Genomic DNA, 14,907 nt, shown 5'->3' with positions numbered 1-14,907 from the left:
ATTAAGGCCCTATGACTGCTGCTATGTTAACGGGCAATTGAGCAGGTGACTGACCTTGGGCTGCAGTTGCGATTGCAATGCAGTCAGCTGAGGAAATGCCTGTTGGGTTTGTTGGATAAACTCAGTCGTTTGTGCACAGGGCTTATGCCCGAGCAGCCATTGCCGGGCCCAGATCAGGCTCAAACCACTGATACAATGGGGCAGGCGTAATAGCCCGGGAACATCCTGTGGCAGCCGGCCACAACAGGCTATCAACCTTGACTGCCCTTTGTCCTGCTCCCAGGCGCTGGCAAGGGAAATAAGGCGTTGTCGGGTGGCACTATTACCTTGTTGTGCATTATTTTGCAGCAGTGTTGTGACATCAAATAGCCGTTGGTCGTTGTGGTTTACCGCGGTTTTGCCTTTTTCCTGTGCCGACGTAAACAACGGCGACAGGGCGACTGTGGTCACCAGGCTGGCATATTGAGGCGTTATCCGGCCACTGCCATTAGCCAGTTCGCTGCTGAGCAAAATAGCTGTCTGAGCCAACCGTGAATACCAGTCGAGTAACGGAAACCAGTGCTGGGTTAAACGCTGAAAGAGGGCATACTGCACAAGCATATGACCGACTCTTTCAAGGCCATAGGTGAGAATACTTTGCTTTACATTCTGCACCGGTAACTGCATGCGGTTGTCCTTTGATGCAGCATCGGTCAGAAAATGACTGAAAGCCGGCTCAACTTCTACCATCGCGACTATTTTGTCGACCGCGATGTCCGCATCATTAAGCGCTTTTAACAGTGTTTGCAGGCTAAGCGGCGGGCGTGATGTCAGATAACTAACGGGGAGTGCCCAGCCATGATCGCCCGAACGTATCACTTCACCTTCTTCCGGTTGTTCGTCCAGTTTGCTAACCAGGCTGAACCAGTGTTCGACACTAAGCGATTGTTTGTGCATCAGGCGAACCTGATTTTTGGCCAGCCAGCAAAACTGTTCCTCAGTGTTTGAATAAATAAGCACCTGATCTTCTAGCTGACTCATCACCGGCCCGATATGCTGGCCGGAGGCTATTATTAAGCCTTCGTGAAGTAGCCCGGGATAGTCTGTAAGGGCATGCAGAAGCTGCTGTCCGGTGACCGGGAGTGTCATCGCCAGTTTTGCCAGAATATCGTTAAAGTCGCTGACCGTAGCCCGCAACAGGTAGCGCTGCCATAACCAGGCAATATCGAAACAATCGCTGTAGAGGGGCGGTCGTTTGCGTGCCGGCAGAACATGTGCTGCCCAGTATTGCTGGCCAAAACGGCTGAGTTGTTTAATTGTACTGCTCAGTCGCTGTTTATTGAGTAATGACTGCTGTTTTAACTGATAATAGGACAACAGCGCCGCAACGCCTTGCTGCTGGGTGTGATGATTCACCCGATTGCGTAAGCATAGCAATAAATATACTGAGATATGGCGCAACCATAAATGCTTTGTCGGCTCAGTGGAGTTGTAAGGGCGGCTGGCAATTACCGTTAGCAGTGGAAGATGAGCTTGTGCAAAATCGAGCCAGCGGGCGCTGACATCAAGATACCGGGAAAGAAGTGCTGCTTCCCGGGCTGGCAAAGGCGGCAGCGCCTCGCTGTCTCGCACCAGTTCCTGCAAGGCTGCCAGCATGGCCGTCAAATTAATTAACTACTCAGGTAGGTTTGATAAGCACCGTCACCCCAGGCAATCAGGGCTTCGTTTTCGAATAAAAGCGGCGTGCATTCATCCTGTGTTGTCATACCGTCGGCACGAACGTGCTGGGTACGATAAAACATTACCTGGATCTCACGGCTATCCTGCATTTTTGCTTCGGTAATATCCGGCGTGCCCAGTAAAGCCATTACTTCGGCGCGGGTAATACCCAGCTCCAGTTTGGAAATCTGCACTTTGTTATACTCTTCCCGGTCCTGCCAGTCCATATTCTCCGGCTTGTCCGGATAAAAGGCGATGAGTAAAAAAGCAAGGACCGCGTAAGAGGCTACGCCGATCAAAATAAGTCGGATTGCTTTACTGTTCATTTATCTTTGTCGTTTTACTGGTTAATTCATTCTGGCCCTGCCGGACCTTAATCAATAGTAGTCTATCCAATTAAGGCCACACTGTCAGCCTTAAGAATGTTACTGATTATGAATCACGGTTAATGCTATAACAGGGCCGGTATTCCGTGCCTGGTAATTTCATGCGTTGTTGAGCCACAAAGGATTTCAGCAAGGCGTCGATACGAGCCATTAAATCGGCTTCACCAGACAGATTAAACGGGCCAAAATCGCGGATTTGGCGAATGCCTTCGGCTTTTACGTTACCCGCCACAATCCCCGAAAATGCTTTGCGTAAGTTATTTGCTAAATCAGACAGCGGTTGCTCCCGGTGCAGATTTAGCGCCGCCATGGATTTATGGGTGGGGGTAAAAGGTTGCTGGAAGTCATCTTCGATTTTCATTGACCAGTTAAAACTGAACGCATCTCCCATAGCCAGTCTAAACTGCTCAACCTTTTTAACGCCCTGGCCAAGTACCCGGGCAACTTCCACCGGATCGTCCACTATAATCTGATAGCGATTTTGTGCTTTGGGCCCCAGCGTAGCGCCCACGAACTCGTGGATAGCCTCAAAATAAGACTCGCTGCCAGCCGGGCCGGTTAATATTACCGGGAAAGGCTGCTGGGCATTTCGCTCATGGATAAGAATACCAAGTAAATACAATAGTTCCTCAGCGGTGCCTACGCCGCCAGGGAAGATAATAATGCCGTGCGCTATGCGAACGAAGGCTTCCAGACGTTTTTCAATGTCAGGCATGATCACCAGCTCATTGACGATGGCATTAGGCGGCTCGGCGGCAATAATGCTGGGCTCGGAGATGCCAATATAGCGGCCGTCACGATAGCGTTGTTTCGCGTGGCCAATGGCGGCGCCTTTCATCGGGCCTTTCATGGCCCCTGGTCCACAGCCGGTGCAGATGTTCATTTCGCGCAGACCCAGCTGATAGCCTACTTCCTTGGTGTATTTATATTCCTTAAGACCAATGGAATGGCCACCCCAGCATACTATTGTGTTGAGTTCGTTGTTGCGTTCGATGACTTTGGCATGACGCAGCATATCGAACACCATATCGGTAATGCTGCCACCATCCAGAGGAGCGTTCTCGTGTACAAAGGCGTACTTGTTGCCCATGTAAAGCATGTCGCGTAACACTGAGAACAGATGCTCGTGAACACCTTTTACTAATCGCTCGTCGACGAAGCCAACTTCCGGCGGATTGATTAGTTCGAGTTTGACGCCCCGTTCCCGTTTAATCAGCCGAATGTCGAATGATTCGTACGGGGCAAACAACATTTCGTAGTTGTCTTCATCCACACCGCTGTTAAGTACTGCCAGGCAGCAGTTACGGAAGAGCTGATACAGATTACTGTTTGTGGTGTCTTCAAGCTTGCTGACTTCAAGTTGGGAGAGTTGGCTCATCCAACCTACAGGGTTTAGCTGAATTTTTTTCATTCGTTATCCTGAATGACCACCTGATTCCGACCATCGGATTTTGCTTTATATAGCCCTTTATCGGCCCGCTCGAAGGCGGCGTCGAGCTTCTCACCGGTACGGCACTGGGTACCGCCGATGGAGGCTGTGACTGTCAGGCGCTCTTGTTTAAATTTAAAGGGTAGCTTAGCCAGCCCCTCGCGCAACTCATTCAGGCGATTTAACAATTTGTCACTGGCATGATCGGGCAACAGTATTATAAATTCTTCACCGCCCCAACGTGCCATAAACTCGCTGCTGGTCAGGTTGGTTTTCAGGTGGCGGGCTATGGCCTGGAGTGTTTTATCACCGGCGGCGTGGCCGTACTTATCATTGATCCGTTTAAAGTGATCCACGTCGACTACTGCAATACTCAGTGGCTTGTTCTGCGCCTGGCAGCGATCCCACTCCTTTGAGGCCCGTTCATTGTAAGCCATGCGGTTGGGCACCCGGGTGAGCGGGTCGGTGTACATGTTTATGCGCTGTTCAACCAGCTTTTTACGGTATGAGTCGGTTTGCTTTTGCAGTGACGAGAGCTGTTGCTGCATGGACACCAGCAGTGACATCAGGCCTTCCTGCTCCTGGCGCTCGGCTTCTTCACCAGCACTCAATGAGTTAGCCATCTGACCCAGATAGTGTTGCGCCTGCTGCTTTAAGTCGTCGATATTGTTTTCGCCTTCCAGTGCGTCTTCCATGTCTTCCAGCACGTTTCGCAATTCCTGGTTGCGAGACTGGCGCGCCTCAAAGCTCTCGGCACTTTTTGAGATACTGGATTGCACATCACCGTTAATATTACCCAGCGCATTATTCAGTCGCTGAATAATTTTACCGGCCGTATTGGCCTCGGTGAGGGTTTCCTGAACCATTACCCGGATCAGGATCAGGCAGCTGTTGAGTAGCTCTTCTTCGGTCAGACCCTGGCCAAGCCTTTCCTGCAGGGAAGCGATGTAGTCATCCTCCGGGTTGACCCGGATATAGGTTTGTACCAGCTGACCCAGTTCATCGATGAGGTTTTGTTTAAGTTGTACCGTTCGATTATTCGGTTGGTTGTCAGGCGCCGACTCTTCAGCATTGCCCATGCCGGATTGATAGCATTTCAATACCTTTTGATAGAGCGGCAGTACGGCACTGATCCCTTTAATGGGCTTTTTCAAAGCGCTACTGGCTTTGGCTGCCTGGCTACGGGCCGCCGGCTCAGTCACCAGACGCTGAAATGCCTGGATATCTTCTTCCAACTGGCGTATCCAGGCCTGGGTCAGGGTTTTTACTGAGTAGGGCTCCAGCATAATTAGCTGGCTGACTTTATTCATGGATAGGGTGGCCAGAGTGAAATCAATCTTGCCACTTAAATGACCGCGCAGGGACTGTAACTCTTTATCAATCTCTGCCGATAGCCCCTCATAGTAACTGGTGAGCCGGACTATAAATCCTGCGAGTTGCTCGCTGTGAGCACGCAGCGATTGGAGTTGTTTCGCTTCCATGTGTTATGCAAGCTCCTTATTAGCCAAAAAAGCCGCCGGCATGCTACTGCCGGGCTAACCGATTGTTCGATACATTGAAATCAAAATTCGCCCGTAGCGGGTTGATATCTAATCCACCTCTGCGGGTGTAGCGCGCATAGACAGCTAGCTTGTGCGGCTTGCAACGATTCATTAAATCACAAAAAATTCGCTCGATACACTGCTCGTGAAACTCATTATGCCGGCGAAACGAGATGAGATAAGCCAGCAGTCCCGCGTGGTCTATGGCCGCGCCCTCGTAATGAATTTGCACACTGGCCCAGTCAGGCTGGCTGGTGATCAGGCAATTAGACTTCAGCAAATGACTCACCAGGGTTTCAGAAACCTGTTGGTCGCCGGTTGTGAGCAGCTCCGGGCTAGGCTCGTAGGCATTGATTTCAATGTCCAGATCGTCAATCACGGTGCCGTCAAGTTCACCAAGCTGAAGGGCACCAAACTGACCGGCGCTGAATAATTGCACCTCAACCGGCGCCTGGGCACAGGCCGATAAATCTTTGGTTAAGTGTCGGGCCACTTCATCTGCACTGCCAAAAACCGACTGGTTGAAGCTGTTCAGATAAAGTTTGAAAGACTTAGATTCGATAAGGTTTTGCGAATCAATGGGCACGCGGCATTGTAAAATGGCGACCTGCGGTTTGCCTTTCGGGTTAAGCCACGAAAGCTCATAACCGTTCCAGATATCTACGCCACCGAACGGCAGGGGCTGCGAAACGCCAATTTGCTCACGGCTTAGTGTGCGAGGCACGCCTTGCAGCAGCTCAGGCGTATACTGTTCAATGTAGTCAACCTTTTGACCCAGTGTCAGGTTGGCGGGAAGAGACGGTGACGAAGAGTGCTTTACTGTCATGCTGTCCTGTAACTTTTTTACCACTGATTAATCATGGCACGCGCATTCAATATGCCAAGCTGGTGTTTAAAGTGCCATAAATTCTTTACTATAGAGGTTTAGTATACCTGATATGGAATAGCAATGGAGAATATAGTTCAACAATCATTGCATAAGTTAATGCGCGATTTACAACAGGCGGCAGCATCTCAGCCCGCGCTGATGACCACTGAGTTTGAAGCGGAATTAGCATCCCCCTGTTATGTTGGGAACCCCAGCCAGGGAGAGCCCTGCGCCTGGCAGCCCGTGCCGATGGAAGGTGAATATACTTTTGCCAACATCGAAAACGCGCTGCACATCACCCTGAACGAGCAGTTTTGTAAGTTCTTTACCACTTACTGGAGTTTTAATCTGCCGGTTAAGGCTGAACAGGGCAACTGCGAACTATTGCAGGTGTGCAGTGAAGAGGACTTCGAGCGGCTACAACAAAACCTTATAGGCCATCTGTTAATGAAGCAGCGACTAAAACAGCCGCCCACATTATTTTTTGGTTTAACCGATGAAGACGACTTTATTTTGTCTGTGGATAATGCCTCAGGCGAAGTGGTGCTGGAACAGGTAGGTAAATTACCCTCCCGATGCCTGGCACCTGATCTGGCGACCTTTCTTGATGGCCTGACGCCAGCCGCTTAACTTAGCTTTGCCAGCCGGCTCTCCATCACTGCGAGAGCCTGCTCTAACTGTTCAACCCGTTTTTCCAGCTCAGCGATACGCTCCCTGTCGCCCGGTGTTTTCGGTTGAGCTTTGACCTGCACATGCTGTTGGTTAAAAACCTTTATCGCCTCGATGGCATCCAGCACACTTACCTTAAAAGGGGCTCTACCACGTAATAAGCCTACACCCGGCGTTAAGCCTTCGGCCGCCAGTGTATGGCAGATTTCGACCAGGGCTTTATGGTTTTCTTTAGAGGACATGAAATTACTCTTAACTGGTGACTGACTCGTATGGCTGGCTCGGCCTGTAACAGGTTAGTCAAAACAACGAAAATTTCGCTAATCATACCGATAGTTAGCAGTGTCGCCAAGTGGTTATTTTTTAACTTCCTTAAAATTCAATGAGTTATAATTGGCCTCATTCTTGATTACCTGAAGTTCATTAGTGACTTATTATTTTTCAACAGGGAACCACTATGAAAAAATTAATGCTTTGTACTGCTCTGGTAGCACCAATGTTATTGTCTGGCTGTATTATCTCCGTGGGTGATGACGACAGAGAACACTATCAGGCCAGCTGGGAGCAGCGCGAGTATAATAACCGCAAACATATCAGCAACCTGGAAGTGAATGCGCACTTTGAAGACGTTACCCGCAAGATGGGTGTTGCCGACTTCAACGAAATGGTAGGCGAGGGCGATCATGTTTATCGGATCCTTTACTATCGCACGCAGCGTACCGAGGACGATGGCATCACCACTAAGGACGAGTGCACGCCACTGGTCTTTAAAGACAATCGCCTGATTGGTTGGGGTGAAGAAGCGGTTCGTAAAATCTAATCCGCCCATCATTCATACTTACTGACAAGCCCGATAAGCATCCCGTTTATCGGGCTTGTTGCTGTCTGGCCGGCCATCATTAATGATGGCGTGGTTGCACTACCTGCCTGGTTGTTGCACTCAATCCTCATCGTTAAATTTATCCAATTGTATAAATATTGTTAACAGTATATTTACATGGTGTTATTTTTTCGGCTAGAGTGGGGAACTGATGCACTTTTTGTGCGTCTATTACGTAACTCTTAAGACCAATCTTGTTGTTTTCAGTTTGCTGTTGTTCAGCGGCAGCGCTGAGCGGTTGAGTGAGAGGGCGGCCTGGGTCGCAATAACTGGCGTTTACGCATCACCACAACACGGGAGACAGGCTATGGTACAAGCGGAAATCCAACAAAACCTGGATAAAATCAGAGCAGCATACTTATCAGCGGAAGATCTGAAAGTTGCGGCATCCATCATTTACAACGCCTACCACGACGATCCAATTTTTTTACAAATATTCCAGAGCGAAAAAGAAGGCTACGAATCGCGGTTACGTTCGGCTATACGCGAAGAACTCACTGCCTTCTGGGAAGCAGAGCAACCTATTATTGGCTTGTTTGATGAAGGGCGGTTATTGTCTGTTGCCTGTCTTACGGGGCCAGACAATGCTGCAGGGGCTGGTCGTTACTGGCACTGGCGGTTAAAGATGTTATTAACCACCGGTTATTACGGCACCCGGCAAATGCTGGAGAAAGAGGAAAAAATTCGCTCTGCTATGCCAGCTGAAAAGTATCACCTGCTGTCGTTCATTGCGGTGCATCCGGACTATCAGTCACACGGTCTCGGTCATCTGCTGATGCGGGCTATCGACAGTGTCTTACTTGAGCATCGTGATTCAGAAGGGGTAGGCGTATTTGTAACCGTGCCTAAATATGAAACCTTCTTTTCCGACGGCTTTTACCAAAAGGTCGCGCAGGTGGAAATTGCTAATAAAACCGGGCAGGTTATGTTCCGTCCAAGACCATAATCGGTCGCTGATAATGCCGTGCAGGGCGAGCAATTCGCCCTGCTTTTAATGAGAAAATGCCTTGTCAGTCTTGCGGGCCGAATCCCGTCAGGTATAGTGCCTGTATAGATAATCACACGCTGCAGATATGTCCGACTCTCTAGATTTCGATCCGATACAAGCCATTCAGAATGAAGATGCATGGGTTAGCGTCATCCAGAAAATGGATGAAGCCTATGCGGATCTGGTGCACTCGCAGGTTGAAGTCGAAGAAAAAAACGTTGAGCTGGAAGAGGCCAAAAGCTTTTCTGACAGTATTCAAAGTGCCATGAACGATGTGCTCGTCGTGTGTGATAACGACGGTATTATTGAAGGGGTTAACCGGGCTTTAACCGAGCTGGTGGGAGAGTCAGAATCGGCTCTGATTGGCCGTTCTATTTTAACCTTCATCGCCCCGGAGTTGCACGACAAGGTACAGGGTTTCTACGAACGTCTGCGAGCTCAGCCTGTGCGTGATTATGAGCTGGAATTACAGGGCAAGTCGGGCAATGTACCGTTATCGGTAAATTGCACGGCACGTTTAAATCATCGCGGTAAGTCTGTAGGTATGGTGCTGGTAGGACGGCCTCTTGGCGAGCTGCAGAGAGCCTATAAAGAGCTCAATATCGCCCATGCTGAATTACAGCTCGCCCAGCAACGGCTTATTCAGTCAGAAAAAATGGCTTCTCTGGGTCGTCTGGTGGCAGGGGTAGCCCACGAGCTGAACAATCCGATTAGCTTTGTGTATGGCAACATGCACGTGTTACGTCGCTACACCGACAAACTCAGCACTTATTTTGATGCGGTCGCCAATGGCGAAAGCCGTGACGCGCTGCGCGAGATGCGCGAAAATATGCGGCTGGAAAAAGCCATCAAGGATCTCAATTCGCTGGTGGATGGCACCATGGAAGGCGCAGACAGGGTAAAAGAAATCGTCAATGATTTACGTCAGTTCTCCTCTGCGCAAGTGTCGGAGAAGGCGTCTTTCGACCTCAGTCATGTGGTGCATACCGCTTTACACTGGATAATGAAAGAGAGCGATTACGCGGTAGAGGTAGAAGACAATATTCCAAGGCCACTGGAAGCTTATGGCCATGCCGGGCAGATCCATCAGGTCGTGGTTAACCTGATTGAAAATGCGGTAGATGCGATGGCTGCGTCCGAGACGCGCAGATTAACCATCAATGCCAGTGCAGATAAAGACGGCGTGCTACTTACCATAAGGGATACCGGATCCGGGATCAGCCCCGATGATGCGCCGCAAATCTTCGAGCCTTTCTATACAACCAAACCAGTTGGAATGGGAACAGGCTTAGGTTTATCAATTAGTTATGGTATCGTTTCGCAACATAATGGCGAATTATCCATCGACAACCATATCGATGGCGGTGCAATCGCCAGCCTGTTTTTACCTAACCGGGAGTCCGCTGATGCTTAATCTGTTATGGCTGCAATCCGGTGGTTGCGGCGGCTGTTCCATGTCGTTACTCAATGCCGAATCCCCCGATGTACTAACCCTGTTTGAAAATGCCGGCATCAACCTGCTGTGGCATCCGTCGTTAAGCGAAGCCACCGGTGATGAGTGTATTGCTATGCTGGAGGGGATCCTGGCCGGTGACATTACACTGGATATTCTTTGTATCGAAGGCTCTATGATGACCGGCCCGATGGGCACCGGTAAGTTTCACATAATGGGCGGTACCGGCAAGCCCATGATTGAGTGGGTAAAAGCGCTGGCGGACATTGCCCGTTATACTGTTGCCGTCGGTAGCTGCGCGGCCTATGGCGGCATTACGGCAGCAGGAGCAAATGATACCGATGCGACGGGCCTGCAATTTGACGGCGAAATGGCGGGTGGTCTGTTGGGTAAGGATTTTACTTCGCAAAGTGGCGATCAGGTGGTAAATATCGCCGGTTGTCCGGTGCACCCTGACTGGGTAACCGAAACCCTGATGAGCATAGCGTTGGGTGAACACAATGATGAACAACTCGATAAGTTTGGTCGTCCGCGTATGTACGCGGACCATCTGGTGCATCACGGCTGTTCTCGGAACGAATTCTATGAGTATAAAGCCAGTGCAGTAGATATGGGCGACCGCGGTTGCATGATGGAAAACATGGGGTGTAAAGGCACCCAGGCGCATGCAGACTGTAACAGTCGGCCCTGGAATGGTCAGGGCTCCTGTACCAACGGTGGCTACCCGTGTATTAACTGTACTGCGCCTGAGTTTGAAGAGCCGGGTCACAGTTTCTGCCAAACGCCGAAAATCGCCGGGATCCCGGTTGGCTTGCCAACCGATATGCCCAAAGCTTGGTTTGTAGCATTGGCGCAATTGTCTAAAGCGGCCACGCCTGAACGGTTAAAAAAGAATGCCATTGCTGAGCAGCTAATTTATCCGCCCACCATTCATAAACGCAAAGGCTGAACCATCAGTATGTGCGGTCAGAGAGTAGCAGTATGAGCCGAATTATCGCAGGCCCCTTTAATCGCGTGGAAGGGGACCTGGAAATCACTCTGGAAACCGGCGAAGATAAAGTGCAGCGAGCTGAAGTAAACTCGCCGCTGTATCGTGGGTTTGAACGAATTTTACTGGGCCACAAACCCATGGATGCGCTGGTTTATACGCCGCGGATCTGTGGTATTTGCTCGGTTACCCAGTCGGTGGCCAGTGCCCGGGCGTTAGCCGATGCTATGGGACTGAGTATGCCGAAAAACGGCGAGCTGTGTACCAACTTAGTGCTGGCAAGTGAGAACATTACCGATCTGATCACGCACTTTTATTTGTTTTTTATGCCCGATTTTGCCCGCGACACATACGCTGGCGCTAGCTGGTTTGGTGATATTCAGGGGCGGTTTAAAGCCACTGCAGGCTCTGCCGCAACGCAGATGCTGCCAGCCCGCGCCGATTTTCTGCACCTGATGGGACTGATGGCCGGCAAGTGGCCACACACCCTGAGTTTACAGCCGGGTGGGGTAGCCAAAGCGATTGAGCCCAAAGAGCGCATGCGTTTACTGGCCATTGTTGCCGGGTTTAAGCGTTTTCTGGAAAGTACTTTATTTGGCGATAGCCTGACCACCATTAGTCAGCTTAAAAGCGAAGCCGAGTTGTGGCAGTGGTATCAGCAAAAGCCCTGGCACAGCTCTGATTTCCGCCGTTTTTTGCATGTGGCTGAAGTACAACAGTTACACCAGCTTGGCAGGGCAACGGATCATTTCCTCAGTTTCGGCGCTTATGGTGCTTTTGATGAGCCGATGTGGGCTGCTGGCAGCTATAGAGATGGCCAGACAAGTCCGCTGGATATTTCCCGGATAGCTGAAGATCATTCCCATAGTTGGATGAGTGACAGCGATCATCCGCACCCGCCGGCGCAGGGGATTACCCAGCCAACACTGGACAATGAGGCGGGATACAGTTGGTGTAAGGCGCCTCGCTTAGGTCAGGAAGTAGTGGAAGTCGGGCCATTAGCGCGGCAGGTGGTTAACGGTCACCCGCTGATGCGTGACATGATCAGTCGCCATGGTGGCAATGTGTTAAGCCGCGTGGTGGCCAGACTCCTCGAAGTAGCCATTGTAGTAGGGCAAATGGAGCAGTGGATAAAACAAATTGATCCCAGGGCGCCTTTTTGTAATCACGGTGAAATGCCTGCCGAGGCCTCCGGGGTTGGTTTGGTTGAGGCGGCGCGAGGCGCTTTAGGTCACTGGCTGGAAGTTAAAAACGGTAAGATCAGTAATTATCAGATTATCGCCCCGACCAGCTGGAATTTTTCGCCCCGCGATAAAAATGAACAGCCCGGTGCGCTGGAACAGGCGGTAGTTGGCGCGCCGGTGATGAACGGTGAAAAAACACCGGTGTCGGTGCAACATATTGTCCGTTCTTTCGATCCCTGTATGGCCTGTACGGTGCATTAATGCCACACAGCAAGGGAATGCGTTTACGCGTTAACGGGATTGTTCAGGGCGTGGGCTTTCGCCCGTTTATCTGGCGTTTGGCAACAGAGTTAAAGCTCACCGGGCGGGTCTATAACGACGCTGGTGGCGTTATCATTGAGCTTAACTGTAATGAAGAACGGGCTAGTGAGTTTGCTGAGATGATGTCGCAGCAGTTACCGCCACTGGCCCGGATTGATGCAATGCATTATGAGCCGCTGGATTTACCGTTATTTTCATCCTTTGAGATCGATGTATCTCAGTCGGGTATCGTTACTACCGGCTGTGCACCGGATGCCGCAACCTGCCCAGACTGTCTTACCGAGCTTTGGCAGTCCGGCGATCGCCGTTACCAGTACCCCTTTATCAATTGTACCAACTGCGGCCCGCGGCTGAGTATTATCCGGCAAATTCCCTACGACCGTGCCTCCACCACCATGGCGGAATTTACCCTTTGTGCGGCTTGTCAGCAGGAATATGACAACCCGGCCGATCGCCGCTTTCATGCCCAGCCGAATGCCTGCCCGGACTGCGGCCCTTATTGCTGGCTGGAAACACCTGATGGTGAGCTTGTGGCTAGCGAGATGCCTTTTCATACCCTGGGGGAAGCATTACGGGATGGTTTAATCGTAGCGATAAAGGGGATTGGCGGCGTTCACTTAGCGTGTGACGCCACTAATGAACAGGCAGTGAAACGATTGCGCGAACGAAAGCAGCGTTCCCATAAAGCGCTGGCATTAATGGCCGCGAATATTGAGGCAATCAGACAGTTTGCCAGAGTTAACGAGCAGGACGAGGCGCTGTTAGGGCATCCCGCCGCGCCAGTTGTGCTGTTGTCTACGCAGGAAAAAACTGACCAACTCCGGGCAATTGCGCCATCGGTTGCACCTGACAATACTAAAATCGGCGTGATGTTTCCCTATTCGCCGGTACATCATCTGCTCCTGGCAGAGATAGACTTTCCACTGGTAATGACCAGTGGGAATCGTTCCGGGGAACCTCAGGCGATAACTAATGACGCGGCTCGCTCTCAATTATATGGCATTGCCGACCTGTTGCTGTTGCACAACCGGCCAATCCACAATCGGCTGGATGATTCGGTGGTGGTGGCGGGAAAACATGGTACACAGATCTTGCGTCGCGCGCGTGGCTATGCGCCGACCAGTCTATCATTACCGCCAGGTTTCCCTGCCGCGCCGGCGCTAATTGCGCTGGGCGGTCAGTTAAAAAATACCCTGTGTCTGGTTAAGGAGCGTCGGGCGGTGATTACCCAACACCTTGGCGATTTGCACGATGCCAGTACCTTTGATGAATACCTGCAAACCCTGCAACTCTATCGCGAACTCTACGATAATGCTGCTGAGCATTACGTATGTGATATGCATCCGGAGTATCTTTCCACAAAGCATGGCGTAAGTCTTGAAGAGCAGGGCAATCACCTCACCCGGGTACAGCATCACCACGCACACATAGCTGCTTGTCTGGGCGACAATGAGTATCCGCTGGCCGGCGAAGCGGTGCTCGGTATATGCCTGGATGGCACCGGTTTCGGCACTGATGAGACCCTGTGGGGCGGTGAGTTTTTATATGGCAGTTATGCCGAAATGCGGCGGGTTGCCTCGTTGTTGCCGGTATCATTGATTGGCGGCGCACAGGCTATTAAATCCCCCTGGCGTTCGCTTTATGCACAGCTCCGACAATGCTTCAGTGCCGGGCAACTGGCAGAAATGATCGATATCTGCCCACAGTTTGCCGACCCCATGTGCAACAGCTTCGAAAAAATGCTGACAATGCAGTTAAACTGCCCGCTGAGTAGCTCTGCTGGCAGGCTGTTTGACGCCGTTGCGACGGCGCTTGGCTGCGCCCCTGTACAAATCACCTACGAGGGGCAGGCTGCAATCCGGCTGGAATCGCTGGCTCTGACCTGTCAGGAAGAGGTTGAACCTTATCATCTCAACATCATTGATAATCATATAGTGCCCCAGGCGATGTGGCAGCAGATTTTAACGGACTTACGCCAGGGACGGAGCAAAGCTGCTATGGCATTGGCTTTCCATAAAGGGCTGGTGATTGCGCTTAGTGAGATGACGTTAAAGTTAAAAGCGGCCTACGACTTTACTACCGTAGTGTTATCCGGTGGTGTGATGCAGAATCTGCTGCTTGGTGAGGCGCTGCAGGATACGTTGCAGGCCAGCGGCTTGAGTGTCCTCACGCATCAGCAACTGCCCGCGAACGACGGCGGGATTGCTTTTGGTCAGGCCCTGGTGGCTTTGGCAAAAAATCAATAAAATCAGATTTATCCGGCATAGTTTTCGCTCTGCCATACGTCTATTCATTGCTGTCTGGAAACACCGTTAACACAGTGTAAACAGACTTTCCGCTTTCCCTGCCTAGTGGTAAGTAGACTTCAGGTAACTCTCTCTCGATTTATTCTAACTCAATGAAAATAAATGGTTTTTGTAGTTGGTCTGTTGTTTGCATTCTGCCTTGTGCGTACTAACAAAACACCACGCTGTGTCATTAGAAAAATAATAGCTGAACGCA

Annotated in this window: 13 protein-coding genes; 7 read left to right on the top strand and 6 right to left on the bottom strand. The window is 50.8% G+C overall.

Annotated features, from left to right (window positions below):
- Window positions 1-21: 21 nt before the first annotated feature.
- The 5 genes from D9T21_RS07200 to queF all read right to left on the bottom strand — a co-directional run bounded on the left by D9T21_RS07200 (window position 22) and on the right by queF (window position 5,880).
- Window positions 22-1,644: a hypothetical protein gene (locus tag D9T21_RS07200; protein WP_123324364.1), complete on the bottom strand. Its 1,623-nt coding sequence runs from the start codon at window positions 1,642-1,644 to the stop codon at window positions 22-24.
- A gap of 5 nt (window positions 1,645-1,649) precedes the next feature.
- Entirely contained in the window at window positions 1,650-2,024 is a 375-nt protein-coding gene (locus D9T21_RS07195) for a DUF3192 domain-containing protein (protein ID WP_105933852.1), read from the bottom strand.
- 106 nt (window positions 2,025-2,130) lie between these two features.
- Window positions 2,131-3,495 carry a nucleotide 5'-monophosphate nucleosidase PpnN gene (gene ppnN, locus D9T21_RS07190; protein ID WP_123324363.1) on the bottom strand — a complete coding sequence of 455 codons (1,365 nt, stop codon included), beginning with the start codon at window positions 3,493-3,495 and terminating at the stop codon, window positions 2,131-2,133.
- A complete protein-coding gene (locus D9T21_RS07185) occupies window positions 3,492-4,994 on the bottom strand; it encodes a GGDEF domain-containing protein (protein WP_123324362.1) in 1,503 nt (500 codons plus the stop codon). Before D9T21_RS07185 ends, ppnN begins: the two co-directional genes overlap by 4 nt.
- A 43-nt stretch (window positions 4,995-5,037) precedes the next feature.
- Window positions 5,038-5,880 (bottom strand): NADPH-dependent 7-cyano-7-deazaguanine reductase QueF, encoded by an 843-nt coding sequence (gene queF, locus D9T21_RS07180; protein WP_123324361.1) that lies wholly within the window; start codon window positions 5,878-5,880, stop codon window positions 5,038-5,040.
- Between the two features lie 123 nt (window positions 5,881-6,003).
- Here queF and syd point away from each other — a divergent pair, with 123 nt between their 5' ends.
- A complete protein-coding gene (gene syd, locus D9T21_RS07175) occupies window positions 6,004-6,552 on the top strand; it encodes a SecY-interacting protein (RefSeq protein WP_123324360.1) in 549 nt (182 codons plus the stop codon).
- Here the strand turns inward: syd and D9T21_RS07170 are convergent.
- Window positions 6,549-6,833 carry a hypothetical protein gene (locus D9T21_RS07170; protein WP_123324359.1) on the bottom strand — a complete coding sequence of 95 codons (285 nt, stop codon included), beginning with the start codon at window positions 6,831-6,833 and terminating at the stop codon, window positions 6,549-6,551. The two genes, syd and D9T21_RS07170, sit on opposite strands and share 4 nt — an antisense overlap.
- 215 nt (window positions 6,834-7,048) lie before the next feature.
- Here D9T21_RS07170 and D9T21_RS07165 point away from each other — a divergent pair, with 215 nt between their 5' ends.
- From D9T21_RS07165 to hypF, 6 genes are all read left to right on the top strand, one after another.
- Window positions 7,049-7,411, top strand: a complete 363-nt coding sequence (locus tag D9T21_RS07165) for a DUF3192 domain-containing protein (protein WP_123324358.1) — start codon at window positions 7,049-7,051, stop codon at window positions 7,409-7,411.
- 367 nt (window positions 7,412-7,778) lie between these two features.
- A complete protein-coding gene (locus D9T21_RS07160) occupies window positions 7,779-8,417 on the top strand; it encodes a GNAT family N-acetyltransferase (RefSeq protein ID WP_020745470.1) in 639 nt (212 codons plus the stop codon).
- Window positions 8,418-8,544: 127 nt separating this feature from the next.
- Complete coding sequence (locus D9T21_RS07155) at window positions 8,545-9,873, top strand: PAS domain-containing sensor histidine kinase (RefSeq protein WP_123324357.1); 1,329 nt, start codon at window positions 8,545-8,547, stop codon at window positions 9,871-9,873.
- Window positions 9,866-10,861: an NADH-quinone oxidoreductase subunit B family protein gene (locus tag D9T21_RS07150; RefSeq protein WP_123324356.1), complete on the top strand. Its 996-nt coding sequence runs from the start codon at window positions 9,866-9,868 to the stop codon at window positions 10,859-10,861. The genes D9T21_RS07155 and D9T21_RS07150 overlap by 8 nt, the downstream gene beginning before the upstream one ends.
- 32 nt (window positions 10,862-10,893) lie before the next feature.
- On the top strand, window positions 10,894-12,345 hold the full coding sequence (locus tag D9T21_RS07145; RefSeq protein ID WP_123324355.1) for a nickel-dependent hydrogenase large subunit: 1,452 nt from the start codon (window positions 10,894-10,896) through the stop codon (window positions 12,343-12,345).
- Window positions 12,345-14,651, top strand: a complete 2,307-nt coding sequence (gene hypF, locus D9T21_RS07140) for a carbamoyltransferase HypF (RefSeq protein ID WP_123324354.1) — start codon at window positions 12,345-12,347, stop codon at window positions 14,649-14,651. Before D9T21_RS07145 ends, hypF begins: the two co-directional genes overlap by 1 nt.
- Window positions 14,652-14,907 lie beyond the last annotated feature (256 nt).

It is taken from the genome of Marisediminitalea oceani (assembly GCF_003731635.1).
GTDB classification, from domain to species: Bacteria; Pseudomonadota; Gammaproteobacteria; order Enterobacterales; family Alteromonadaceae; genus Alteromonas; species Alteromonas oceani.
This window is presented reverse-complemented; position numbering and strand designations above follow the sequence as displayed.